Below are 22,512 nucleotides of genomic sequence, written 5' to 3' on the forward strand. Positions count from 1 at the left end.
TTGAGGGCGCGCTTATCCTTGCGCGCGGCACCATTGCGCCGGATCGCTTGGGCGACCCTGTTGGCGAATGGCGAAATACAATGCGGAAGCTTCCTGCCCGCCACTGGTGCCTACGGTGGCGATGGGATCTCCCGCCTTGACGATGTCGCCAGCGTCGCGGAGCAGGCTTTGGTTGTGGCCGTACAGGCTCAAGTATCCGTTGCCATGGTCGAGGATCACCAGTAGACCGGCGCCGCGCAGCCAGTCGGCAAACACTACCCGACCTCCATGCACGGCACGTACCTGGGTGCCGGCGCTGGCGCCGATCAGTACACCGTCCCACTTGGTTCGAGCGTCGCCACCGCGAGGAGTGCCATAGCGCGCGATCAATTGGCCATCGATCGGCCACGGCAGCTTACCTTTTGCCTTGTCGAAAGGTCCGCCATAGCTGGTGCCAGCGCTGGAAACGACCTGTCGCGGTGCGGTGCTGGGGGTGGCGGCCGGCGATGCGGCGGCTGACTGCCGCTGGCGCTCCTGCGCTTCGCGCGCCTCGGCGATGGCCCGCTGCCGGGCTTCTTCGGCTTCGCGCGCCTGCCGGGCCAGTGTCTGTTCGATGGTCCTGAGCACGCGTTCGAACTGGGCCTGCTCTTGCTGCCTGGCTTTGAGCGTCTGGCCGCGGCTGGACAAGTCCTGGTTGAGCTTGGCCAGGACCTGCTGACGTTCCTTGCGTACTTCGGCAAGCTCGCCGCGGCGAGCTTGCAAGCCGTTGCGCTGTTCGGCCAGGCGCGCCTGCTCGGCGGTGATGCCGGCCTCGACATTGGCCAACTGGCGCAGGGTTTCGTTGAAGGCGTCGAGTTGTTCGAAGCGTGCTTTGTTCAGGTAGTCGTAATAGGTGAGGGTGCGGCTGAATTTTTCCGGATTCTGCTGATTGAGGAGCAGCTTGACGTACTCCTGCCGACCGCTCTGATACGCGGCCCGGGCCTGGATGCCGATCAGGCGCTGCTGTTCGATCCGGGCGCCTTCGAGTGTGGTCTTTTCTTCTTCCAGGCGCTGCAGCTCCGACTGGCTGCGGTCGATCTCCTGCTGAAGGGTGTCGACTTGCTTTTCCAGTGTGCCCATTTCCTTTTCGGTGGTCTGCAGCTGCTTTTGCACGCTGCTCTTCTCCTGCTCGATCTGCTTGAGCAGTTTCTGCAGCTCGGCGACATCCTTGCGGGCGGCTTCGATCTGAGCACGGGCGGCGTCGCGATCGTCCGCCACGGCGGAGCCGACGACAAGCGCGAGTATCAGGGGAGGGAGAAGGCGGAGCATGAGTGGCGCGATACCAGGGTACGAGACCGGGCTAGTATGCCTAAAAAATGCAGCGCGAGGCTGCACGCCAGATAAAAGCCGCGTGGTGTTGTGAACGGCACCGCGCGGCCCGATGAGCGGTGGGCATCAGACCCACCGCTGGCCCGTTTCAGTCGAGCTCGACGATGCTGCGGCCGGTCATCTCGGCAGGCTGGGGCATGCCCAGGAGCGTCAGCATGGTCGGCGCCACATCGGCGAGCACGCCCCCTTCGCGAATCTTCAGGTTGCGCTTGCCGACATAGATGAAGGGCACCGGCTCGCACGTATGGGCGGTATGGGCCTGGCCGGTCATGGCGTCTTCCATTTGCTCGACGTTGCCGTGGTCGGCGGTGATCAGGGCTTCGCCGCCGACCTTTTCCAGGGCTGTGACGATCCGGCCGACGCAATGATCCAGGCATTCGACCGCCTTGACCGCGGCCTCGAACACGCCGGTGTGGCCGACCATGTCGCCGTTGGCGTAGTTGACCACGATGACGTCGTAGCGCTGGTTCTCGATCGCGTCGACGATCCGGTCGGTCACTTCCGGTGCGCTCATCTCCGGCTGCATGTCGTAGGTCGCGACCTTGGGTGAAGGGATCAGGATGCGCTGCTCGCCTTCGAAGGGCTCCTCGCGGCCGCCGGAGAAGAAGAAGGTGACATGGGCGTACTTTTCGGTTTCGGCGATGCGCAACTGGGTCTTGCCGTTGTTGGCCAGGTACTCGCCCAGCACGTTGGTCAGCGACTCCTGGGCGAATGCGCTGGGGGCCGGGATGCTGGCGGCGTACTGGGTGAGCATGACGAAGCCAGCCAGTTGCGGGCGGCGGGCGCGAGCGAAGCCCTCGAAGTCGTCCTCGACGAAGGCACGCGACAGTTCGCGGGCACGGTCGGCGCGGAAGTTCATGAACACCACGGCGTCGCCGTCCTCGACCTTCACCGGCTCGCCGATGGTGGTGGCCTTGACGAATTCGTCGCTTTCGCCGCGCTCGTAGGCGGCGATCAGGCCGTCCACCGCGTAATCGGAGCGGTATTCGGCCTTGCCGTCGACGATCAGCTCGAAGGCCTGCTGCACACGGTCCCAGCGGTTGTCGCGGTCCATCGCGAAGTAGCGGCCGATGAGGCTGGCAATGCGGCCTTTGCCGAGGCGGGTGAAGGTGCCCTGGAGCAGCTCGATCGAGGCCTGGGCGCTCTTGGGCGGCGTGTCGCGGCCATCGAGGAAGGCGTGCAGGTAGATTTTCTCGGCGCCGCGCTTGGCGGCGAGTTCGGCCATGGCGACCAAGTGATCCTGGTGGCTGTGCACGCCGCCATCGGACAGCAGGCCGAGGATGTGCACCGCCTTGCTTGCGCCGACCGCTTTGTCCACCGCGGCGCAGATCGTTGGGTTCTCGAAGAAGTCGCCGTCGCGGATGGATTTGGTCACGCGGGTGAAGTCCTGGTACACCACGCGGCCGGCGCCGAGGTTCATGTGGCCGACCTCGGAGTTGCCCATCTGCCCATCCGGTAGCCCGACATCCATGCCGCTGCCGGAAATCAGGCCGTGCGGCTGGGTGCTCAGCAGGCGGTCGTAAACCGGTGTGTTGGCTGCATGGATGGCGTTGAACTCGGGGCTTTCGCTATGCCCGAAGCCGTCGAGGATGACGAGTACCAGGGGTTTGGGTGCGGCGGGCATGTTCGGGCTCCTTGCGCGGGGACTTGAAAGGGCGGCCAGTCTACTGGCGGGCCGGGCCAGGGTCACGAGTATCAGGGTTCAGCCGGCTGGGGGGGCTGTGTATACTGGCCCGCATTTTATCCCCCGGGTACCCTTTTGATGGTCGCTAACCTGATTGAATTTGTCTCTAACCACTATGTATTGAGCAGCCTGTTCGTCGTGCTGCTGATCCTTCTGGTCATCACCGAGACGCGCAAAGGCGGCAAGAGCCTGAGCAATCGCGAGCTGACGGCACTGGTCAACAGTGGAGAAGGCGTGGTGTTGGACGTGCGGGCGAAGAAGGAGTTCGCCGCCGGTCATATCGTCGAGGCGTTGAACATTCCCCACGACAAACTGGTCAGCCGAATGGCGGAGCTGGAAAAGCACAAGGGCAAGACGCTGATCGTGGTCGATGCCTTGGGCCAGCACGCCGGTACGGTTTGCCGGGAGTTGCAGAAGGCAGGCCACACGGCCGCCAAGCTGGGCGGAGGGATTTCCAGCTGGCGCGGCGACAACCTTCCCCTGGTCAAGTGATATGCCCCATGTCGTGATCTACACCACTGCCTGGTGCCCCTATTGCCTGCGGGCCAAGAGCCTGCTGGACAAGAAGGGCGTCGACTATCAGGAAATTCCGGTCGACGGCCGGTCTGAGCTTCGCGCTGAAATGGCGCGCAAGGCAGGTCGCACCTCGGTGCCGCAGATCTGGATCGGCGAGCAGCACGTCGGTGGCTGCGACGAACTTTTCGCCTTGGATCGTGCCGGCCGTCTCGACGCCCTGCTCAAGTCCTGAAGGGCAGGCCGCAACGGACGGTCGCTCGACAACCCTTATCAAAACGCACAACGAGAAGGCTTCGAAAATGGCTGAACAAGAAACCAACGGCGCCGCTTCCCAGAACGGCGAGCAAGGCGCGCAGTTTTCCCTGCAGCGCATCTATGTCCGCGACCTGTCGTTCGAGGCGCCCAAGAGCCCGGAAATTTTCCGCCAGGAGTGGAATCCGAGCGTCGGCCTGGATCTGAACACCAAGCAGAAGGCGCTCGAAGGCGACTTCCATGAAGTGGTGCTGACGCTGTCGGTCACGGTCAAGACCAACGAAGAAGTAGCCTTCATCGCTGAAGTGCAGCAGGCCGGCATCTTCCTGATCAAGGGCCTGGACGCACCGTCCATGAGCCACACCCTCGGCGCGTTCTGCCCGAACATCCTGTTCCCGTACGCCCGCGAAGCCTTGGACAACCTGGTCACCCGCGGCTCGTTCCCGGCGCTGATGCTTTCCCCGGTGAACTTCGATGCGCTCTACGCGCAGGAAATGGCCCGTATGCAGCAGGCCGGTCAGGCGCCGAGCACCGCTCAGCACTGAGGACGCACGGCGCCTGCGGGCGCAACGCGTTCGACACGAAGGGCTCGCCTGATGGCGGGCCCTTCGTCGTTCTGGCGGTCTCTCGGACGCGTCAGCGGACCTTGACCACCACCTTGCCGACCGCGCGGCGCTGGCCGAGGGTGTCGATCGCTTCGGATGTCTGCGCCAGCGGGAAGGTCTGGGATACCAGCGGCTTGAGCTTGCCCTCGGCGTGCCAGGCGAACAGCTGCTGGAAGTTGGCGGCGTTGTCCTGGGGCTGGCGCTGGGCGAAGGCGCCCCAGAATACGCCGACCAGGGAAGCGCCCTTGAGCAGCGGCAGGTTCGCCGGCAGCGCGGGGATGCCGTCTCCGGCGGCGAAACCGACCACCAGCATGCGGCCGTTCCAGGCGATGCTGCGGAACGCCTCCTCGAACAGCGAGCCGCCGACCGGATCGTAGATCACATCGACGCCCTGGCCGCCGGTCAGCTCCTTGAGCCTGTCCTTGACCCCGCCTTCGCTGTAGTTGATCAGCTCATCGGCGCCTGCCTTGCGTGCCACCTCGAGCTTCTCGGCGGTCGACGCCGCGGCGATCACCCGGGCGCCCATCGCCTTGCCGATTTCCACCGCTGCCAGCCCCACGCCGCCCGAGGCGCCGAGTACCAGCAGGGTTTCGCCCGGCTGCAGGTTGGCGCGCTGACGCAGTGCATGCATGGACGTGCCGTAGGTCATGCTGAACGCTGCCGCCGTTTCGAAATCCATGCTCTGCGGAATCGGGAGCACGTTATGAGCCGGCACCGCGGTCTGCTCGGCGAATGCTCCCCAGCCGGTCAGTCCCATTACCCGGTCGCCAACCTTCAGGTGGGTGACCTTCTCGCCCACCGCGGCCACCACGCCAGCCGCTTCCCCGCCCGGGGAGAAGGGAAGCGGCGGTTTGAACTGATACTTGCCCTCGATGATCAGCGTGTCGGGAAAGTTGACCCCGGCGGCGTGTACGTCGAGAAGGATCTCGTTTTTCTTGATCTCGGGGCTGGTGGTCTCCTCCATGACCAGGGTGTCGGCGGGGCCGAAGGCTTTGCACAGAATGGCTTTCATCGGGAAGGTCCTTGTTGGAGTTATTGGGCCAAAGGCTGCCAGGCAGTCTAGGTCCGGAGGGCGGGGACGCAACGAGCATGGCCCGTCCTGATGGCGTCGCATAAGTGTGGTTCGAGGCCAGGCCGCGCGCGCCCTGGCCCTTCTTGGAAGGGGAGGATCATGATTCGGCAAAGTTTGTATTGTCTTGAAACAATTAAAGCTTTGCTTCACACTTGTTTTGCTAACTCGGACACGCACGAGCTGCAGCCCTTGATATTTGGGCTTCTGGGCCACCTCGCCACGGCTCGCCTGTCCGTCCCTGCCATGAGGCGATTCATGGCATCGGCCATGGACGTGCCTGCACCGACTCCTCCGCCCACCTAGAAAAAAACAATTGGGCCACGGATCCGCTGGCGCAACGCCAGTCGCCGTTATCCGGCAATAACGCACCGAGCCAACAGACGAGCCTTCGCGCTCCTCTGCCTATCTTCGAGCCGCTTCGAAGATACGGGCACCTGCGACCTATCGATTCCCAAGGACTGAATGGCAGCCAATGGTCGATGCCTTCAGGCACATAGTTCGAGGCCAAGAATGAGCAACAAGCGATACCCGAGATTTCTGAGCGTCCTGCCGTTTCTGATCATGCTGCTGCTCGGTGGGTGCGACATGACGCTGTTCAATCCCAAGGGTCAGGTAGGGCTGGACGAGCGGAACCTGATCATCGCCGCGACGCTGCTGATGCTGATCGTGGTGATTCCGGTATTCATCATGACCGCCGTGTTCGCCTGGAAATACCGCGCTAGCAACACCAAGGCGAACTATCAGCCCAACTGGGCGCATTCGAACCGCATCGAGGCCGTGGTTTGGGGCATCCCGACCCTGATCATCATTGCGCTGGGCGTCCTGACCTGGAAAAGCACCCACGCGCTGGACCCCTACAAGCCTCTCGAATCAGACGTGCCGTCGGTGACTGTGCAGGTCATCGCCATGGACTGGAAGTGGTTGTTCATCTACCCGGAACTCGGCGTGGCCTCGGTCAACGAGTTGGCCATTCCCGATAACACGCCCATCAACTTCCGCATTACTTCGGATGGGGCGATGACCTCGTTCTTCATCCCGGCGCTCGGCGGGCAGATCTACGCCATGGCCGGCATGCAGACGCAGCTGCATCTGATCGCCAACGAGATCGGCGAGTACCGCGGGTTCGCCGCCAACTACAACGGCGAAGGCTTTTCCAAGATGGGCTTCGCGGCCCGCGCCATGAGCCCCGACGACTTCCAGGCCTGGGTCGCCCAGGTACGTGGCGACCCGGCTCGGTTGGCGTCGATGGCCGATTACGAAGTGCTGGCCAAGCCCAGCATCGAGCATCCCGTCCAACATTTCGCCTCGGTGCAGCCGGACCTGTTCCAGCACGTGGTGGACAAGTACGAAGGCATGAACAAGGGCGCCCCAGCCCACGGAAAGATGGATGACATGCCCGACATGAACATGGACAGCCATTGAGCCGAGACAGACACAGATGCATTCGATTGAAGGCAGAGGAAATTGAGCATGTTCGGTAAGTTGACCCTTGATGCCATCCCGTGGCACGAGCCCATCATCATGTACACGCTGGCCGTCGTCGGGGTCATCGGGGCTGCAGTTCTCGCCCTGATCACCCGTGCCAAGGGCTGGGGACCGCTGTGGCGCGAGTGGCTGACCTCGGTGGACCACAAGAAAATCGGCGTGATGTACATCGTCGTGGCGTTGATCATGCTGCTGCGCGGCTTCTCCGACGCGATCATGATGCGCACCCAGCAGGCCATGGCCGCGGCGGGCTCGGCCGGCTACCTGCCGCCGGAGCACTACGACCAGATCTTCACCGCCCACGGCGTGATCATGATCTTCTTCATGGCCATGCCGTTCATGATCGGCCTGATGAACATCGTCGTGCCGCTGCAGATCGGTGCCCGCGACGTCGCCTTCCCGTTCCTCAACTCGTTGAGCTTCTGGCTGTTCGTGGTCGGCGCCGTGCTGGTCAATATCTCCCTGGCTGTCGGCGAATTCGCCCGTACCGGCTGGGTGGCGTATCCGCCGCTCTCGGAGCTCGGCTACAGCCCCGGAGTAGGGATGGATTACTACATCTGGTCATTGCAGATATCGGGTATCGGGACGCTGCTGACCGGTCTGAACTTCTTCGTGACCATCCTCAAGATGCGCACCAAGGGCATGGACCTGATGAAGATGCCGATCTTCACCTGGACCTGTTTCTGCACCGCGATCCTGATCCTCGCCGCCTTCCCGATCCTGACCGCGACCCTCGGCCTGCTGACCCTGGATCGCTACCTGGACATGCACTTCTTCACCAATGAGCTGGGCGGCAACCCGATGATGTACGTCAACCTCATCTGGGCCTGGGGCCATCCTGAGGTGTACATCCTGATCCTGCCGGCGTTCGGCATCTTCTCCGAAGTCACCTCGACCTTCGCTCGCAAGCGGCTGTTCGGTTACACCTCGCTGGTGTGGGCGACCATCGCGATCACGGTGCTGTCGTTCGTGGTGTGGGTGCATCACTTCTTCACCATGGGCGCCGGCGCCAACGTCAACGCCTTCTTCGGCATCATGACGATGATCATTGCGGTGCCGACCGGGGTGAAGATCTTCACTTGGCTGTTCACCATGTTCCGCGGTCGGATCGTCTTCGAGACGCCGATCATGTGGACCATCGGCTTCATCATTACCTTCACCATCGGTGGCATGACCGGTGTGCTGCTGGCGGTGCCTGGCGCCGACTTCCTGCTGCACAACAGCCTGTTCCTGATCGCCCACTTCCATAACGTGATCATCGGCGGTGCGGTGTTCGGCTACCTCGCGGGGCTGACCTACTGGTTCCCCAAGGCGTTCGGCTACCGCCTGCACAATCGCCTCGGTCAGGTCGCGTTCTGGTGCTGGCTGATGGGGTTCTTCTTCGCCTTCATTCCGTCCTATTTCCTGGGCTTCATGGGTATGACCCGTCGCCTGAACAGCTTCGACGTACCCGAGTGGCGGCCCTTCCTGATGCTCGAGCTCGTGGGTGTGGCGCTGATTCTGATCGGTGTCTGCGCCCAGGCGGCGCAGCTGGTGGTCAGCTACCGCAACCGCGAGAAGCTGCGCGACGTGACGGGCGATCCGTGGAATGGACGCACCCTGGAATGGTCGACCTCCTCGCCGCCTCCGTTCTACAACTTCGCCGAGCAGCCTGAGGTGGACGATCTGGATGCCTACTGGGGCATGAAGGAGCGTGGTGTCAGCACGGCCATACGCAGCGATTACAAGAAGATCCACATGCCGCGCAATACGAGTGCGGGTCTGATCCTCGCCGGCTTCAGCCTGGTGATCGGCTTCGCCCTGGTCTGGCACATCTGGTGGATGGCCATCGCCGGCCTGATGGGCTCGGTGATCGCCTTCATCATCCGCAGCAACGACGACGATATCGATTATTACGTGCCTGCCGAAGAGGTGGCGCGGATCGAGAACGCACGACTCGAATCACTGGCGAAGGCTTAACGATATGCAACATGTACTTCATGCAACAGAGCACGCTGCCGAGGAGCACGGTCCGGAGCATGTCGGCTCGGTAACGGTGTTCGGCTTCTGGATCTACCTGATGACCGACTGCATCTTGTTCGCGACGATCTTCGCGACCTATGCGGTCCTGGTCGACAGTGTGGCGGGCGGCCCGTCCGGTGCGGAAATCTTCGAGCTGCCTTATGTGCTGGTGGAAACCTTCTGCCTGCTGTTCTCCAGCATCACCTATGGCTTCGCCATGCTGGCGATGCACCGGGGCGACAAGCAGAAGCTGCTGGGCTGGCTGGCGGTCACCTTCCTGCTGGGGCTCGCGTTCATCGGGCTCGAGATCAACGAGTTCCACAAGCTGATCAGCGAGGGCTTCGGCCCCAACCGCAGCGCATTCCTCTCCGGCTTCTTCACCCTGGTCGGCACCCACGGCCTGCATGTGATCAGCGGCCTGCTGTGGATGGCCGTGCTGATGTTCCAGGTGCGCGCCAAGGGGCTGACCGAAACGAACCAGACCCGCCTGCGTTGCCTGAGCCTGTTCTGGCACTTCCTCGACGTGGTGTGGATCTGCGTGTTTACCGTCGTCTACCTGATGGGAGTCCTGCGATGAGCAACACTTTCACCGACGCAACCGGTGCCGATCACGGCACCACGGGTTCTTATGTCATCGGCTTCGTGCTGTCGGTCATCCTCACCGTCATACCCTTCGCACTGGTGATGTTCCCGACGTTTTCCCAGAGCACCACGCTCTGGCTGGTGGTCGGCTTCGCGGTGGTGCAGGTGCTCGTGCACCTGGTGTTCTTCCTGCACATGAACGGCGCGTCGGAGCAGCGCTGGAACCTGGTGGCGCTGGGCTTCTCGGTACTGATCATCTTCCTGCTGGTGTTCCTGTCGCTGTGGATCATGTTCAGCGTCCACCATTACATGCTGGCGCACTGATGATGAAGCCGCGCGGTGCGCTGGGTCACTTCATTCAGGTCACCAAGCCGGGGATCATCTTCGGCAACGCGATCTCGGTGGCGGGCGGCTATTTTCTCGCCGCGCGGGGAGCTGCCGACCTCTGGTTGCTGCTGGTAGCGCTGCTCGGTACTGCCCTGGTGGTGGCCTCGGGCTGCGCCTTCAACAACTACATTGACCGCGACATCGATGTGATGATGGAGCGCACCCGCAACCGCGTGCTGGTGCAGGGGCTGCTTCCGGGCCGGGTGGTGCTGGCCTATGCGACGGTGCTGGGGCTGGCCGGCGTTTCCCTGCTGTATTGGGGGGCGAACCCGCTGTCTGCGTTGTTCGCGGTGCTCGGCTTCGTCATCTATGTGGGCTTCTACAGCCTGTACCTCAAGCGCAAATCGGTTCATGGCACGCTGGTCGGCAGCATATCGGGCGCCATGCCGCCGGTGATCGGCTACTGCGCGGCGAGCGGCTCGTTCGACCTGGCCGCGCTGACGCTGCTGATCATCTTCAGTCTGTGGCAGGTGCCGCACTCCTATGCGATCGCGATCTTCCGCTACAAGGACTACCTGGCGGCATCGATCCCGGTGCTGCCGGTGGAGCGGGGCATCGCCGTGGCCAAGCGGCATATCCTCCTTTATATCCTGGCGTTTCTGCTGGCCACGCTGATGCTCGCGCTGTGGGGTTACGCCGGAATCAGTTACCTGGTGGTCGCGGCCGCGATGGGTTCCTATTGGCTGTATCTGGCCTGGACCGGCTATCAGGCAGTGGACGATCGGCTGTGGGCCCGCAAGCTGTTCTTCTTTTCCATCTATATCATCACCGCCCTGAGCCTGATGATGGCGGTGGACGTTCAGCGCACGGGCCAGATGTTGCTCAGCTACGCCGGCTGAGGCGAGCGCGGTTCAAGATAGGCCGCAGGCGGCCGATTCATCGGGAAGAATCGAAGCCGCCTGCGCCTTGGCACTGACGTCGCGCGTGGGGACAGGCAGAATCGCCGTTTTCGAGGAGAAGCCGATGAAGTCGTACGCTGCCCTGCTGGCCCTTGCGCTGGGCCTGTCCTGCCAGGCCATGGCCAACCCGCCGGTCGAAGCCAGAACCATTTACCACACCCTGACCCCCGCGCTGGTCGGCAACTATGGCAGCGGCGAGCGGCTGAAGTACTACAAGGCCGACGTCGCCCTGCGGGTCGCCAATACCGATGCGGAAAATCGCGTGAAGCATCACGAGCCGCTCATCCGCAATCAACTGGTCATGCTCTTCTCGGAGCAGACCGACGAAAGTCTCGGCAGCTTGGACGCCAAGGAGACCCTGCGCCAGGAAGCGCTCAAGCAGGTGCAGGATGTGCTGAGCCAGGAAACCGGCCAGCCTCTGGTTGACGATCTGCTGTTCAACAACCTGATCATCCAGTGACCGACTGGCCGCGTCCGGCTCAGCGTAGCGCCAGGATCGCGTTCCATTCGTCGGGCGACACCGGCATCACCGAGAGGCGACTCCCCTTGCGAACCAGCGCGAGGTCGGCGAGGGCCGGGGCGGTCTTCAGCAGCGCCAACGGCAGGACCGCGTCGAAGGCTTCGACGAAGCGCACGTCTACCGCGCTCCAGGGATTTTTCTCGGCGCTGGCCTTGGCGTCGAAATAAGGGCTCTGGCCGTCGAGCGCGGCAGGATCGGGGTAGGCGGCGCGAATGATTTCGCCGATCCCCGCGACACCGGGTTCCGGGCAGCTAGAGTGATAGAAGAAGAACCGGTCACCCTCGCGCATCTCGCGCAAATAGTTGCGCGCCTGGTAGTTGCGCACGCCATCCCATCGGGCGTTGCCCTTTTCCTTCAGGTGCTGGATAGAAAATTCGTCAGGTTCCGATTTCATCAACCAATAGGGCATGAAGTTTGCTCCGTGAATTACTGCAGGCAGCCGAACGATGGCAAGGTTAACCGACAACTGGTCCCAGCACCGGTTTGCGGGACGCCCACCCTTCGCGGAAAATGCCTCGTTTTCGAAATCGACCGTCGCGGCACAAAACCAGAAAAGAAGTTTCGACGGGATATTCGCCTGACAGGGGGAGGCGAACTTATGAGACGCAAGCCAGATATTTTGTGGGTATTGGTCGTGATTTTCGGCCTGGGTGTGGTCACTACGGGCTACACCCAGAGCCTTTGGGAGCGCCAGAGTGACGCGCCCCCGGTTATTCAGACGCAACGATAAAGTTCGCCGCCGGCCGTCCCGGCGACGCACTCAGGTACTGCGGTACCAACCCTGGTCAGTCACCGTCGCCGTCATGGGCACGTCCCAGCTGGCCAGGGGCAGGCGATCCACCTTCTGACACTCGTGAGCCAGGCCCAGCAGGGTCGGTTTGTGACAATTTTTGCGCAGGCGCCGGTACGCCAGGCTGCGGTCATAAAAGCCACCACCCATGCCCAGGCGGCCGCCACGCTCGTCGAAGCCCACCAGGGGCATCATCACCAGGTCGAGCGCCCATAGCGGGCGCTGCCTGGCCGGTGCCCGGTGGGGTTCGAGGATGCGGAAGCGGTTGCAGCGCAGGCGCTCTCCCGGAGCGATACGCTGAAACACCATGCGTGTGCGCGGCCAGGGGTTGAGCACCGGCAGATAAGTCGCCTTGCCGCGACGCTGTGCTTCGCGCAGCAGCGGACGTGGATCGATCTCGCCATCGTTGGGCAGGTACAGGGCAATGTGGCGCGCGCGGCGAAACAGCGGATGCTGTGCCAGTTGGCGGTAGAGTCGTTGCGAGGATTGGCGTTGTTGGGCGGGGCTGAGATCGCGCCTCAGTTGGCGCAAGTGACGACGCAGTGCCGGCCTGGAAAGGCTCTCGGCTGCGACGGTCAAGAAAGGCTCCCCAGCATGCCGCTGCCGGCGTAGGCCCTTGAACCCGAAAGTTCAAGGTGGCGACTGCCGAAGACCATCAGGCTTTCCGTCGGGCGGACATGCACACCGGTCAAACGTGCAGCCTCCATGGTTTTGCGTATCGGGAGAGGGTCATCGCCGACTGGCGCACATGCCAGGGAGTCGCCGGCAGTATAACCCAATCCATCGACCATCCATCAGTTACCCGTGCTGTTCGGATCAGTGGCCAACGCATTGTCGACCCGCTCGAGCAGCGAACGCACGTGCTCGCGGGCGTTGCCGGCCTCCTCGTCGAGGCGGTGTTGCTTGTCGAGCAGCTCGTGGGTGATGTTCAGGGCGGCCATCACCGCGATCCGGTCGGCGCCTATGACTTTGCCGCTGTTGCGGATGTCGCGCATCTTGCCGTCGAGGTAGCGCGCGGCGCCTTCGAGCTTGCTGCGCTCTTCGGGTGGACAGGCGATGCAGTATTCCTTGTCGAGAATACGCACGTTAACGGTGTTCGGCTGGCTCATGAGTCCTGCTCCAGGGCTTTCAGGCGTGAAATCATCGATTCGACCTTCAACCGGGCCATTTCGTTCTTTTCAATCAGATGAGCGCGCTCTTCGCGCCACGCCTGCTCACCCGCTCGCAGGGCTTTGTTCTGCGCCGTGAGCTGCTCGATGCGCTGGATCAACAGCTCTAGCTTGGTAGTCAGCAGGTGCAGATCGGCGTCTTCCATGGGGATCTCTACGTGGCGACGAATGGGGAGTGGGCTGCAGGGTGCGGCGCCCGCGCGTTGGTCTTGGCTCGCACCCCGGTGCTAGGATACGAAGCCTTCATTCTAGTCATTGCGCTTCTATGCGCCTAGCCACCATGTCAATCCAGAATTCTCCCTACGCTGCCTTTTCCGCACTGCTGGCCGGCAGCGCGCAACCCGTATCGCCCGCCGAGTTGCACGGTCATCTGCTCGGTCGCAGTTGCGCCGGCGCCGGTTTCGAGGCCGACCCCTGGCTGTCCTACGCCGCCGAGCTGCTCGGTGGCGAGCCCGAAGAGCCGGTCCGCCAGGCCCTGGTGGGGCTGCAGGAAATGGTCAAGGGCGAGCTGGCTGGCGACGACATCGCCATTGTCCTGCTGCTGCCGAGCGACGAGGCGCCGCTGGCCGAGCGTACTGCCGCACTCGGTCAATGGTGCCAGGGCTTCCTGGCCGGTTTCGGCCTGACGTCCGGTGATCGTGCGCTGAGCGACGAAGCCACCGAGGTGCTGCAGGATCTGGCCGCCATCGCCCAGGTGCAGGGCGGGCTGGAGGAGTCCGAAGACGGGGAGAACGATTACATGGAGGTGATGGAATATCTGCGCGTGGCGCCCCTGCTATTGTTCACCGAGTGCGCCAAGCCGGTTCCCCCTGCACCAAAACCTTCCCTGCATTAACGAGAAGCCCGCCCATGACTCGCATCCCGAAATCGGAATTCGCCCGCCGTCGCAAAGCCCTGATGGATCAGATGGAGCCCAACAGCATCGCCATCCTCCCGGCCGCGCCAGTGCATCTGCGCAACCGGGATGTCGAGCATGTGTACCGCCAGGACAGTGATTTCCAGTACCTGTCCGGCTTTCCGGAGCCCGAGGCAGTGGTTGCGCTCATCCCCGGCCGCGAGCACGGCGAGTACGTGCTGTTCTGCCGCGAGCGAGACCCCGAACGCGAGCTCTGGGACGGTCTGCGTGCCGGCCAGGACGGGGCGATCAAGGAATACGGCGCGGACGATGCCTTTCCCATCGGCGACATCGACGACATCCTGCCGGGGTTGATCGAAGGGCGATCACGGGTCTACTACGCGATTGGCAGCAATCCGGAATTCGACCACCAGTTGATGGAATGGATAAACACCATCCGCTCCAAGGCGCGCCTGGGCGCTCAGCCGCCGAGCGAGTTCGTCGCCCTCGACCATCTGCTGCACGACATGCGCCTGTACAAGTCGGCCAACGAGGTAAAGGTGATGCGCGCCGCGGCCGAGATTTCCGCGCGGGCCCACATCCGTGCGATGCAGGCCAGCCGCTCCGGCCTGTTCGAATACCACCTCGAGGCCGAGCTGGATTACGAATTCCGCAAGGGCGGGGCGAAGATGCCGGCGTACGGCTCGATCGTCGCGGCCGGACGCAACGCCTGCATCCTGCATTACCGGGAAAACGACGCGCCGCTCAGGGACGGCGACGTGGTGCTGATCGACGCCGGCTGCGAGATCGACTGCTACGCCAGCGACATCACCCGTACCTTTCCGGTCAGCGGCCGGTTTTCCGCAGAGCAGAAGGCGATCTACCAGATCGTGCTGGACGCCAACCTGGAAGCCTTCAAGCACATCGCGCCGGGCAAGCACTGGAACGAAGCCCACGAGGCGACGGTTCGAGTCATCACCGCCGGGCTGGTCAGGCTGGGTCTGCTCGAAGGCGAGGTGGACGAGCTGATCGCGGCCGAGGCCTACAAGCCGTTCTACATGCACCGCGCCGGCCACTGGCTGGGCATGGACGTGCATGACGTCGGCGACTACAAGGTCGGCGGTGAATGGCGCGTGCTCGAGCCTGGCATGTGCATGACCGTCGAGCCCGGCATCTATATCGCCGTGGACAACGAACAGGTCGCCAAGAAGTGGCGCGGTATCGGCATACGCATCGAGGACGACGTGGTGGTCACCCGCGACGGTTGCGAGATTCTCACCGGCGGCGTGCCCAAGGAAATCGCCGAGATCGAGGCGTTGATGGCTGCTTCCCGCGAACAGGTCGCCTGAAATGAACGGGCGCCTGGCGATCATCGGTGGCGGGCTGGTCGGTGCCAGCCTGGCGTTGGCCTTGCAACAGGGCGCCCGGGCACGTGGTTGGCGCATCGAGCTGATCGAGCCGTTCGCGCCCGGCGAGGAGTACCAGCCGAGCTACGATGCCCGTTCCACCGCGCTGTCCTACGGCAGCCGGCTGATCTACGAGCGACTCGGCGTCTGGGACGCCATCGCCACGCGTGCTGAAGCGATCCTCGACATTCATGTCTCCGACCGCGGGCGCTTCGGTGCAGCCCGTCTGAGCGCCCAGGAAGAGCGGGTCCCGGCGCTGGGCTACGTGGTGGAAAACGCCTGGATCGGCCATTGCCTGTGGCAGGCGCTGGACGATGACGTCGTGACGCGCCGCTGCCCCGCCGAGGTCGATCGGCTCCAGGCGATCGAGGGCGGCTACCGCCTGACCCTGACCGATGGCGAGTCCCTTGATTGCGCCCTGAGTGTGCTGGCCGATGGCGGCCGCTCCGGCTTGCGCGAACAGCTGGGGATCGAGGTGCGCCGCACGCCCTACGGCCAGACTGCGCTGATCGCCAACGTGACGCCGGGCAAGGCTCATGGCGGCCAGGCCTTCGAACGCTTTACCGATGACGGGCCGATGGCGTTGCTGCCCTTGCAGGAAAAGCGTTGCGCCCTCGTCTGGACTCGGCCCGAGGCTGACGCGGCGCGGCTGGCGGCGCTCGGCGAAGCGGCCTTCCTGGCCGAGTTGCAGGAGGCCTTCGGTTACCGGCTCGGTGCCTTCGCCCAGGTCGGGGCCCGGCACCTTTATCCCCTGTCTCTGGTCGAGGCGGCCGAGCAGGTGCGCGCCGGGCTGGTGGTTCTCGGCAACGCGGCGCACAGCCTGCACCCGATCGCCGGGCAGGGCTACAACCTGTCCCTGCGTGACGCCGATGTCCTTGCCACGGCTTTGCTGGAAAGCCCGGCAGCGCTGGGCGACCTGGCCACCCTGCGGGATTATCTGCAACGTCAGCGTCTCGATCAGAAACTGACCGTCGGGTTTTCCGATCAGGTGACGCGGCTGTTCGGCGACAGCGCGCCGCTGTCGATCGTCGGACGCAATCTTGGTCTGGTCGGGCTCGACCTGTTGCCTGCCGCCAAGCACTGGTTCGCCAGGCAGGCGATGGGCTTTGCCAGCCGATAACGGGCATGCGCGCCCGTACAACCACGCCGCAGCGACGGCAAGCGGAGGAGACAGGATGCAAGCGGACCTGATCATCGTCGGCGCCGGTATGGTCGGCAGCACGCTGGCGCTGGCGCTCGAAGGCACCGGCCTGGATATCGTGGTGGTCGACGGCAGCCCCCTGCAGGTGCCGCCCTTCGACGCCCAGGCGCCCTTCGAACCCCGCGTCAGCGCGCTCTCGGCCGCCAGCCAGCGGATTCTCGAACGTGTCGGCGCCTGGCCTGGTATCGCCGCGCGGCGTGCCAGTCCTTATACCGACATGCAGGTATGGGACGGTTCGGGGACCGGCCAGATTCATTTTTGCGCCGCGTCCGTGCATGCCCCTGTGCTCGGTCATATCGTCGAGAATCGCGTGGTTCAGGATGCGCTGGTCGAGCGGTTGCGTGAGCAGGCCAGCGTACGGCTGCTTGCCGATGCGCGGCTCGAGCAGTTGCGCCGCTCCGGCGACGAATGGCTGCTGACGCTGGTCGACGGCCAGCAGATCCGCACGCCGCTGCTGGTGGCCGCCGACGGCGCCAATTCCGCGGTCCGTCGCCTGAGCGGCTGCGAGACCCGCGAGTGGGACTACCTGCATCACGCTATCGTCACCAGCGTCCGCTGCCATGAGTCGCATCGCCGGACCGCCTGGCAGCGCTTCACCGACGACGGACCATTGGCGTTCCTGCCGCTGACCCGTGACGGCGACACGCACTGGTGCTCGATTGTCTGGTCGGTGCCAGAGCGCGAGGCCGAACGGCTCATGGCGCTTGACGATAAGGCCTTCTGTCTGGCGCTCGGGCGCGCCTTCGAGGAGCGCCTGGGTGAGGTGGAACACGCCGATCCGCGCGTGTGCATCCCGCTGCGCCAGCGGCATGCCAAACGCTACGTGCAGCAGGGCCTGGCATTGATCGGCGATGCCGCGCACACCATCCATCCATTGGCGGGGCAGGGCGTCAACCTGGGGCTACTGGACGCAGCGGTCCTGGCCGAGGTGCTGCAGGCTGCACTGCGGCGCGGCGAGCAACCGGGCGATCTGCAGGTGCTCAGCCGCTTCGAGCGCCGACGGATGCCGCACAACCTGTCGATGATGGCGGCGATGGAGGGCTTCGAGCGTCTGTTCCAGGCCGACCCGCTGCCGCTGCGCTGGTTGCGCAACAGCGGCCTGAAGCTGGTCGAGACATTGCCGGGAGCCAAGTCGATGTTCGTCCGCCAGGCGCTGGGGTTGTCCGGCGATCTGCCCGAACTGGCGCGAGCCTGAGCGCGCCGCGAAACGACTTGTAATCGCTGCGCGGGACGTTCGCGTTGAGAAGCTAAATAAGATTCACTACTATCTGGCCTCTTAAATAACGCGACGAGGCACGATCATGCGCGCAAGCAAGGGACTACTGGCCGTCATGGCCTTGACCAGCCTGGCAGGTATCAGCCAGGCCGCCGATGAAGTGGTGGTCTATTCGTCGCGCATCGACGAGCTGATCAAGCCGGTGTTCGATGCCTACACTGCCAAGACCGGGGTCACGGTCAAGTTCATCACCGACAAGGAAGCTCCGCTGATGGCGCGAATCAAGGCCGAAGGCGCCAACACGCCCGCCGACCTGCTGCTGACCGTCGATGCCGGCAACCTCTGGCAGGCCGAGCAGATGGGCATCCTCAAGCCGATGAAGTCCGAAATCATCGAACAGAACATCCCGGCGCAATACCGTGCCTCCAGCGGCGCCTGGACGGGACTGTCGCTGCGCGCCCGGACCATCGTCTACTCGCCCGAGCGGGTCAGCGAAGGCGAGCTGTCCACCTACGAGGCGCTGGCCGACCAGAACTGGGAAGGCCGCCTGTGCCTGCGCACCAGCAAGAAGGTGTACAACCAGTCGCTGACCGCCACCCTGATCGAAACCCATGGTGCCGAGAAGACCGAGCAGATTCTCAAGGGCTGGGTGAATAACCTCGCCACCGACGTCTTCGCCGACGACAACTCGGTGATCCAGGCCGTCGACGCTGGCCAATGCGACGTCGGCATCGTCAACACTTACTACTTCGGCCGCCTGCACAAGCAAAACCCGGGTCTGAAAGCCAAGCTGTTCTGGCCGAATCAGGACGACCGTGGCGTTCACGTGAACCTGTCAGGCATCGGGCTGACCCAACACGCCCCGCACCCTGAGGCGGCGCAGAAACTGGTGGAGTGGATGACCAGCGACGAGGCCCAGGGCTTGTTCGCCGGAGTCAATCAGGAGTTTCCGGCCAATCCAAAGGTCGCGCCGTCCGAAGAAGTCGCTGCCTGGGGCAGCTTCAAGGCTGACACCATTGCGGTGGAGGTGGCCGGCAAGCGCCAGGCCGAGGCGATCCGCATGATGGACCGCGTGGGCTGGAACTGACGCCACGACCGGCACAGGCTGACTGCCGTTATACTTTCGCGCCCCGGCTGAGTCCGGGGCGTCTTGTATCCGCCAGGAGCTTTTTTTCTTGTCCTTCACCGTGCAGCGCCGCTGGTACCCGATCACCTTTGCTGTCGCGGCGCTGGTGCTGCTGCCGCTGAGCATCCTCGCGTTCAGCTGGCACGACGTGGACATGGAGATCTGGTCGCATCTGTGGAACACCCAGATGCCCAGGCTCCTGGGCAACACCTTGACCCTGGTGCTGGGGGTTGGGCTGGGCGTGACGCTGCTAGGCGTCAGCCTGGCCTGGCTGACTGCGCTGTGCGAATTTCCCGGGCGGCGCTGGTTGGACTGGGCGCTGATGCTGCCCTTCGCGATCCCGGCCTATGTCCTGGCGTTCGTCTTCATCGGGTTGTTGGACTTCTCCGGTCCGGTGCAGACGCTGGCACGCGAATGGTTCGGCAGCGGTATTCGCTTTCCGAGGGTGCGCTCCACCGGCGGGGTGATCCTGGTACTGGTGCTGGTCTTCTATCCCTATGTGTACCTGCTCGCCCGCACCGCCTTTCTGGCCCAGGGCAGGGGACTGATGGAAGCCGCGCGGGTGCTCGGGCAGACACCCTGGCAGGCGTTCTGGCGCGTCGCGCTGCCGATGGCCCGGCCTGCGATCGGTGCCGGGCTGGCGCTGGCGCTGATGGAAACCCTGGCCGATTTCGGCGCGGTCTCGGTGTTCAATTTCGATACCTTCACCACCGCCATCTACAAAACCTGGTACGGCTTCTTCAGCCTCACCAGCGCCGCCCAGCTCGCCAGTCTGCTGCTGTTGGCGGTGATGCTGGTGCTCTATGGCGAGCGCCGTTCGCGCGGAGCGGCGCGTCCGGCCAGCGAGCGCGCCCGCGCTGGAGCGCTCTATCGCCTGCGTGGGGCCAAGGCGTTCGCCGCGACCTTCTGGTGTGGCCTGGTGTTCGCCTGCGCCTTCGTCATCCCCGTGCTGCAGTTACTGGCCTGGCTCTGGCAGCGGGGTCGCTTCGATCTCGATGAGCGGTATGTCGGGCTGATCCTGCGCAGCCTGTCGCTGGGGGCGATGGCCGCACTGATTACCGTGGCGGCAGCGTTGCTGCTCGCCTTCGCCCGCCGTCAGGCGCCGGTTCGGCCGGTACAGGGTGCAGTCGGCTTGGCGAACCTGGGTTATGCATTGCCGGGCTCGGTGCTGGCGGTCTCGATCATGCTCGCCTTCAGCTATCTCGACCGCGAACTGGTGGTGCCGCTGTCCGGCTGGCTCGGCGGTGCAGGCAAGCCGATTCTGCTGGGTAGCCTCGGCGCGTTGCTGCTGGCCTACCTGATCCGTTTCATGGCGGTGGCCTTCGGCCCGCTGGAGAGCAGCCTGGCGCGCATCCGGCCGTCCCTGCCGCAGGCCTCACGCAGCCTTGGCGTGGGCGGGCCGGCGCTGTTCCTGCGGATCTACCTGCCGCTGCTGGTGCCCGGTGCGCTGAGCGCCGCACTGCTGGTTTTCGTCGATGTGCTCAAGGAGATGCCGGCCACCCTGCTGATGCGGCCATTCGGTTGGGACACGCTGGCGGTGCGGATTTTCGAGATGACCAGCGAAGGCGAGTGGGCGCGTGCGTCGTTGCCAGCGCTGACGCTCGTGCTCGTCGGCCTGCTGCCGGTGATCCTGCTGATTCGGCGTTCGGCCAGGCGCATCGGCTGAGCGCTGCCCCCTCGGTCGGCATGCCGTGACCTTCCCCGACCTTGCCGCTACAATGCGCGCCATTCGAAGTAGCCCGCCCTCCCGGAGCGGGTCCGAGCACCGAGTCGGTGCGGCTCCAGTGTCCTGCCCGGAAGGAGAAAACCCATGGGTCAGCGTACTCCCCTCTACGAACAGCACCTGGCTCTCGGTGCCAAGATGGTCGACTTCGGCGGCTGGGACATGCCGCTGCATTACGGCTCCCAGGTAGAAGAACACCATCAGGTGCGGCGCGACTGCGGCGTGTTCGATGTGTCCCACATGACGGTGGTCGATGTCGCCGGCAGCGGCGCCAAGGCCTATCTGCAGCATCTGCTGGCCAACGACGTGGCCCGCCTGACCACCCTCGGCAAAGCCCTCTACAGCGGTATGCTCAACGAGCGGGGTGGCGTGATCGACGACCTCATCGTCTACCTCGCCGAGGACGGCTATCGCGTGGTGGTCAACGCCAGCACCCGCGACAAGGATCTGGCCTGGATGCAGGCGCAGGCCGAGGGTTTCGAGGTCAGCGTGGAGGAGCGGCCGGACGTCGCGATGCTCGCCATCCAGGGCCCGCAGGCGCGCGCCAAGGTCGCCGAGCTGGTCAGCCAGCCGCGCGCGGCGCTGATCCACGAACTGAAGCCCTTCCAGGGGCTCGCCGAGGGCGACTGGTTCATCGGGCGCACCGGCTATACCGGCGAAGACGGCCTGGAAATCATCCTGCCGGCCGCCGAAGCCTCGGATTTCTTCTGCGAACTGGTTGGCGCGGGCATCGCCCCGATCGGACTCGGCGCGCGCGATACGCTGCGCCTGGAGGCCGGGCTCAACCTTTACGGCCAGGACATGGACGAAAACGTCTCTCCGCTGGCGGCCAACATGGGCTGGACCATCGCCTGGGAGCCGGCCGAGCGCGACTTCGTCGGACGTGCGGCGCTGGAAAGTCAGCGCCGCAACGGCGAATCTCAGAAGCTGGTAGGTCTGGTGCTGGAAGAACGCGGCGTACTGCGGGCTCACCAGGTGGTTCGCGTCGGCGGTGTCGGCGATGGCGAGATCACCAGCGGCAGTTTTTCGCCTACCCTTGGCAAATCGATCGCCCTGGCGCGGGTTCCAGCCGCCACCGGGGAACGCGCCGAGGTGGAAATCCGCGGCAAGTGGTATCCCGTGCGTGTGGTGCAGCCGAGCTTCGTGCGCCACGGCAAGGTTCTGATCTGAATCCGGCGACTGCAGCGCCAATAGCCCTCGAGGACATAACATGAGCGACATCCCCAGCGATCTGCGTTACGCCGCCAGCCACGAGTGGGCGCGCCTGGAAGCCGATGGCAGCGTGACCGTGGGCATCTCCGACCACGCCCAGGAAGCCTTGGGCGACGTGGTCTTCGTCGAACTGCCGGAAGTCGGCCAGCAGCTGACCGCCGGTCAGGAAGCCGGTGTGGTCGAGTCGGTGAAGGCCGCCTCCGACATCTATGCGCCGGTTTCGGGCGAAGTGCTGGAGGTCAACAGCGCGCTCACCGATTCGCCCGAGCAGGTCAACGGCGACCCCTATGGCAGCTGGTTCTTCCGACTGCAGCCGAGCGACAAGGCCGAGCTCGACAAGCTGCTCGACGCCAGCGGTTACAAGGCGTCCTGCGACAGCGACGCCTGATCCGCGTTGTGCAAAAGCCCCGCCATGCGGGGCTTTTCTCGTATCAGTCCCACCGCCGACTGCCCATGCCGGCGGCCAAGATGCCGGCACTGCCCC

24 protein-coding genes and 1 other RNA gene are annotated in these 22,512 nt (G+C 64.2%); 17 read left to right on the plus strand and 8 right to left on the minus strand.

The window, feature by feature from the left end; all coding sequences use genetic code 11:
• Window positions 1-12: 12 nt before the first annotated feature.
• Together G7026_RS06770 and gpmI are read right to left on the minus strand one after the other, a co-directional pair.
• Complete coding sequence (locus tag G7026_RS06770) at window positions 13-1,287, minus strand: murein hydrolase activator EnvC family protein (RefSeq protein ID WP_181069994.1); 1,275 nt, start codon at window positions 1,285-1,287, stop codon at window positions 13-15.
• A 148-nt stretch (window positions 1,288-1,435) separates the two neighbouring features.
• Window positions 1,436-2,971: a 2,3-bisphosphoglycerate-independent phosphoglycerate mutase gene (gene gpmI / locus G7026_RS06775; RefSeq protein WP_181069995.1), complete on the minus strand. Its 1,536-nt coding sequence runs from the start codon at window positions 2,969-2,971 to the stop codon at window positions 1,436-1,438.
• Between the two features lie 138 nt (window positions 2,972-3,109).
• Between gpmI and G7026_RS06780 the strand changes: the two genes are divergently transcribed.
• From G7026_RS06780 to secB, 3 genes are all read left to right on the plus strand, one after another.
• Window positions 3,110-3,523: a rhodanese-like domain-containing protein gene (locus G7026_RS06780; RefSeq protein WP_181069996.1), complete on the plus strand. Its 414-nt coding sequence runs from the start codon at window positions 3,110-3,112 to the stop codon at window positions 3,521-3,523.
• 1 nt (window position 3,524) lies between these two features.
• On the plus strand, window positions 3,525-3,779 hold the full coding sequence (gene grxC, locus G7026_RS06785; protein ID WP_181069997.1) for a glutaredoxin 3: 255 nt from the start codon (window positions 3,525-3,527) through the stop codon (window positions 3,777-3,779).
• Window positions 3,780-3,846: 67 nt separating this feature from the next.
• Window positions 3,847-4,344 carry a protein-export chaperone SecB gene (gene secB, locus G7026_RS06790; protein WP_181069998.1) on the plus strand — a complete coding sequence of 166 codons (498 nt, stop codon included), beginning with the start codon at window positions 3,847-3,849 and terminating at the stop codon, window positions 4,342-4,344.
• Window positions 4,345-4,435: 91 nt separating this feature from the next.
• Here the strand turns inward: secB and G7026_RS06795 are convergent, their stop codons facing one another.
• Window positions 4,436-5,416 carry an NADPH:quinone oxidoreductase family protein gene (locus G7026_RS06795; RefSeq protein ID WP_181069999.1) on the minus strand — a complete coding sequence of 327 codons (981 nt, stop codon included), beginning with the start codon at window positions 5,414-5,416 and terminating at the stop codon, window positions 4,436-4,438.
• A 570-nt stretch (window positions 5,417-5,986) separates the two neighbouring features.
• Here G7026_RS06795 and cyoA point away from each other — a divergent pair.
• The 6 genes from cyoA (at window position 5,987) to G7026_RS06825 (ending at window position 11,290) form a co-directional block, all read left to right on the plus strand.
• Complete coding sequence (gene cyoA / locus G7026_RS06800) at window positions 5,987-6,898, plus strand: ubiquinol oxidase subunit II (protein WP_181070000.1); 912 nt, start codon at window positions 5,987-5,989, stop codon at window positions 6,896-6,898.
• 48 nt (window positions 6,899-6,946) lie between these two features.
• Window positions 6,947-8,920 (plus strand): cytochrome o ubiquinol oxidase subunit I, encoded by a 1,974-nt coding sequence (gene cyoB / locus G7026_RS06805; RefSeq protein WP_181070001.1) that lies wholly within the window; start codon window positions 6,947-6,949, stop codon window positions 8,918-8,920.
• A 4-nt stretch (window positions 8,921-8,924) separates the two neighbouring features.
• A complete protein-coding gene (cyoC, locus tag G7026_RS06810; RefSeq protein WP_181070002.1) occupies window positions 8,925-9,539 on the plus strand; it encodes a cytochrome o ubiquinol oxidase subunit III in 615 nt (204 codons plus the stop codon).
• The gene (gene cyoD, locus G7026_RS06815) at window positions 9,536-9,868 is read left to right on the plus strand and encodes a cytochrome o ubiquinol oxidase subunit IV (RefSeq protein WP_181070003.1); all 333 of its coding nucleotides are present in this window, start codon (window positions 9,536-9,538) and stop codon (window positions 9,866-9,868) included. Before cyoC ends, cyoD begins: the two co-directional genes overlap by 4 nt.
• A 2-nt stretch (window positions 9,869-9,870) precedes the next feature.
• A complete protein-coding gene (gene cyoE / locus G7026_RS06820; protein ID WP_181070342.1) occupies window positions 9,871-10,770 on the plus strand; it encodes a heme o synthase in 900 nt (299 codons plus the stop codon).
• Between the two features lie 178 nt (window positions 10,771-10,948).
• Window positions 10,949-11,290, plus strand: coding sequence for a flagellar basal body-associated protein FliL (locus G7026_RS06825; protein ID WP_258190195.1), 342 nt, complete (start codon window positions 10,949-10,951; stop codon window positions 11,288-11,290).
• Window positions 11,291-11,309: 19 nt separating this feature from the next.
• Here G7026_RS06825 and G7026_RS06830 read toward each other — a convergent pair whose 3' ends face one another.
• The 5 genes from G7026_RS06830 to G7026_RS06850 all read right to left on the minus strand — a co-directional run bounded on the left by G7026_RS06830 (window position 11,310) and on the right by G7026_RS06850 (window position 13,455).
• On the minus strand, window positions 11,310-11,759 hold the full coding sequence (locus G7026_RS06830; RefSeq protein WP_181070005.1) for an EVE domain-containing protein: 450 nt from the start codon (window positions 11,757-11,759) through the stop codon (window positions 11,310-11,312).
• 351 nt (window positions 11,760-12,110) lie between these two features.
• Window positions 12,111-12,719: a 5-formyltetrahydrofolate cyclo-ligase gene (locus G7026_RS06835; protein WP_181070006.1), complete on the minus strand. Its 609-nt coding sequence runs from the start codon at window positions 12,717-12,719 to the stop codon at window positions 12,111-12,113.
• Window positions 12,720-12,722: 3 nt separating this feature from the next.
• Window positions 12,723-12,901: non-coding RNA, 6S RNA (gene ssrS, locus G7026_RS06840), on the minus strand.
• Between the two features lie 33 nt (window positions 12,902-12,934).
• Window positions 12,935-13,249, minus strand: coding sequence for a cell division protein ZapA (locus G7026_RS06845; RefSeq protein WP_181070007.1), 315 nt, complete (start codon window positions 13,247-13,249; stop codon window positions 12,935-12,937).
• Window positions 13,246-13,455, minus strand: a complete 210-nt coding sequence (locus G7026_RS06850; RefSeq protein WP_181070008.1) for a TIGR02449 family protein — start codon at window positions 13,453-13,455, stop codon at window positions 13,246-13,248. Before G7026_RS06850 ends, G7026_RS06845 begins: the two co-directional genes overlap by 4 nt.
• A gap of 134 nt (window positions 13,456-13,589) precedes the next feature.
• Here G7026_RS06850 and G7026_RS06855 point away from each other — a divergent pair, with 134 nt between their 5' ends.
• The 8 genes from G7026_RS06855 to gcvH all read left to right on the plus strand — a co-directional run bounded on the left by G7026_RS06855 (window position 13,590) and on the right by gcvH (window position 22,416).
• Window positions 13,590-14,144: a YecA/YgfB family protein gene (locus G7026_RS06855; RefSeq protein ID WP_181070009.1), complete on the plus strand. Its 555-nt coding sequence runs from the start codon at window positions 13,590-13,592 to the stop codon at window positions 14,142-14,144.
• A 14-nt stretch (window positions 14,145-14,158) separates the two neighbouring features.
• Window positions 14,159-15,493: a Xaa-Pro aminopeptidase gene (gene pepP / locus G7026_RS06860; RefSeq protein ID WP_181070010.1), complete on the plus strand. Its 1,335-nt coding sequence runs from the start codon at window positions 14,159-14,161 to the stop codon at window positions 15,491-15,493.
• A 1-nt stretch (window position 15,494) separates the two neighbouring features.
• On the plus strand, window positions 15,495-16,670 hold the full coding sequence (gene ubiH / locus G7026_RS06865) for a 2-octaprenyl-6-methoxyphenyl hydroxylase (RefSeq protein ID WP_181070011.1): 1,176 nt from the start codon (window positions 15,495-15,497) through the stop codon (window positions 16,668-16,670).
• Between the two features lie 55 nt (window positions 16,671-16,725).
• Window positions 16,726-17,946 carry a 2-octaprenyl-3-methyl-6-methoxy-1,4-benzoquinol hydroxylase gene (locus G7026_RS06870; RefSeq protein ID WP_181070012.1) on the plus strand — a complete coding sequence of 407 codons (1,221 nt, stop codon included), beginning with the start codon at window positions 16,726-16,728 and terminating at the stop codon, window positions 17,944-17,946.
• A 106-nt stretch (window positions 17,947-18,052) separates the two neighbouring features.
• A complete protein-coding gene (locus tag G7026_RS06875) occupies window positions 18,053-19,054 on the plus strand; it encodes an extracellular solute-binding protein (RefSeq protein ID WP_181070013.1) in 1,002 nt (333 codons plus the stop codon).
• Window positions 19,055-19,142: 88 nt separating this feature from the next.
• Window positions 19,143-20,759 carry an ABC transporter permease gene (locus tag G7026_RS06880; protein ID WP_181070014.1) on the plus strand — a complete coding sequence of 539 codons (1,617 nt, stop codon included), beginning with the start codon at window positions 19,143-19,145 and terminating at the stop codon, window positions 20,757-20,759.
• 144 nt (window positions 20,760-20,903) lie between these two features.
• Complete coding sequence (gene gcvT, locus G7026_RS06885) at window positions 20,904-21,986, plus strand: glycine cleavage system aminomethyltransferase GcvT (RefSeq protein ID WP_181070015.1); 1,083 nt, start codon at window positions 20,904-20,906, stop codon at window positions 21,984-21,986.
• A 40-nt stretch (window positions 21,987-22,026) separates the two neighbouring features.
• A complete protein-coding gene (gene gcvH, locus G7026_RS06890) occupies window positions 22,027-22,416 on the plus strand; it encodes a glycine cleavage system protein GcvH (protein WP_181070016.1) in 390 nt (129 codons plus the stop codon).
• The last annotated feature ends 96 nt before the right edge of the window (window positions 22,417-22,512 follow it).

It is taken from the genome of Stutzerimonas azotifigens (genome assembly GCF_013522725.1).
In the GTDB taxonomy this organism is placed as follows: Bacteria; Pseudomonadota; Gammaproteobacteria; order Pseudomonadales; family Pseudomonadaceae; genus Stutzerimonas; species Stutzerimonas azotifigens_A.

What these genes read in the sequence shown, in the direction of transcription:
- G7026_RS06770 (WP_181069994.1), bottom strand. Translation starts at nt 1,287, where the DNA reads ATGCTCCGCCTTCTCCCTCCCCTGATACTCGCGCTTGTCGTCGGCTCC.
- gpmI (WP_181069995.1), bottom strand. Translation starts at nt 2,971, where the DNA reads ATGCCCGCCGCACCCAAACCCCTGGTACTCGTCATCCTCGACGGCTTC.
- G7026_RS06780 (WP_181069996.1), top strand. Translation starts at nt 3,110, where the DNA reads ATGGTCGCTAACCTGATTGAATTTGTCTCTAACCACTATGTATTGAGC.
- grxC (WP_181069997.1), top strand. Translation starts at nt 3,525, where the DNA reads ATGCCCCATGTCGTGATCTACACCACTGCCTGGTGCCCCTATTGCCTG.
- secB (WP_181069998.1), top strand. Translation starts at nt 3,847, where the DNA reads ATGGCTGAACAAGAAACCAACGGCGCCGCTTCCCAGAACGGCGAGCAA.
- G7026_RS06795 (WP_181069999.1), bottom strand. Translation starts at nt 5,416, where the DNA reads ATGAAAGCCATTCTGTGCAAAGCCTTCGGCCCCGCCGACACCCTGGTC.
- cyoA (WP_181070000.1), top strand. Translation starts at nt 5,987, where the DNA reads ATGAGCAACAAGCGATACCCGAGATTTCTGAGCGTCCTGCCGTTTCTG.
- cyoB (WP_181070001.1), top strand. Translation starts at nt 6,947, where the DNA reads ATGTTCGGTAAGTTGACCCTTGATGCCATCCCGTGGCACGAGCCCATC.
- cyoC (WP_181070002.1), top strand. Translation starts at nt 8,925, where the DNA reads ATGCAACATGTACTTCATGCAACAGAGCACGCTGCCGAGGAGCACGGT.
- cyoD (WP_181070003.1), top strand. Translation starts at nt 9,536, where the DNA reads ATGAGCAACACTTTCACCGACGCAACCGGTGCCGATCACGGCACCACG.
- cyoE (WP_181070342.1), top strand. Translation starts at nt 9,871, where the DNA reads ATGAAGCCGCGCGGTGCGCTGGGTCACTTCATTCAGGTCACCAAGCCG.
- G7026_RS06825 (WP_258190195.1), top strand. Translation starts at nt 10,949, where the DNA reads ATGGCCAACCCGCCGGTCGAAGCCAGAACCATTTACCACACCCTGACC.
- G7026_RS06830 (WP_181070005.1), bottom strand. Translation starts at nt 11,759, where the DNA reads ATGCCCTATTGGTTGATGAAATCGGAACCTGACGAATTTTCTATCCAG.
- G7026_RS06845 (WP_181070007.1), bottom strand. Translation starts at nt 13,249, where the DNA reads ATGAGCCAGCCGAACACCGTTAACGTGCGTATTCTCGACAAGGAATAC.
- G7026_RS06850 (WP_181070008.1), bottom strand. Translation starts at nt 13,455, where the DNA reads ATGGAAGACGCCGATCTGCACCTGCTGACTACCAAGCTAGAGCTGTTG.
- G7026_RS06855 (WP_181070009.1), top strand. Translation starts at nt 13,590, where the DNA reads ATGTCAATCCAGAATTCTCCCTACGCTGCCTTTTCCGCACTGCTGGCC.
- pepP (WP_181070010.1), top strand. Translation starts at nt 14,159, where the DNA reads ATGACTCGCATCCCGAAATCGGAATTCGCCCGCCGTCGCAAAGCCCTG.
- ubiH (WP_181070011.1), top strand. Translation starts at nt 15,495, where the DNA reads ATGAACGGGCGCCTGGCGATCATCGGTGGCGGGCTGGTCGGTGCCAGC.
- G7026_RS06870 (WP_181070012.1), top strand. Translation starts at nt 16,726, where the DNA reads ATGCAAGCGGACCTGATCATCGTCGGCGCCGGTATGGTCGGCAGCACG.
- G7026_RS06875 (WP_181070013.1), top strand. Translation starts at nt 18,053, where the DNA reads ATGCGCGCAAGCAAGGGACTACTGGCCGTCATGGCCTTGACCAGCCTG.
- gcvT (WP_181070015.1), top strand. Translation starts at nt 20,904, where the DNA reads ATGGGTCAGCGTACTCCCCTCTACGAACAGCACCTGGCTCTCGGTGCC.
- gcvH (WP_181070016.1), top strand. Translation starts at nt 22,027, where the DNA reads ATGAGCGACATCCCCAGCGATCTGCGTTACGCCGCCAGCCACGAGTGG.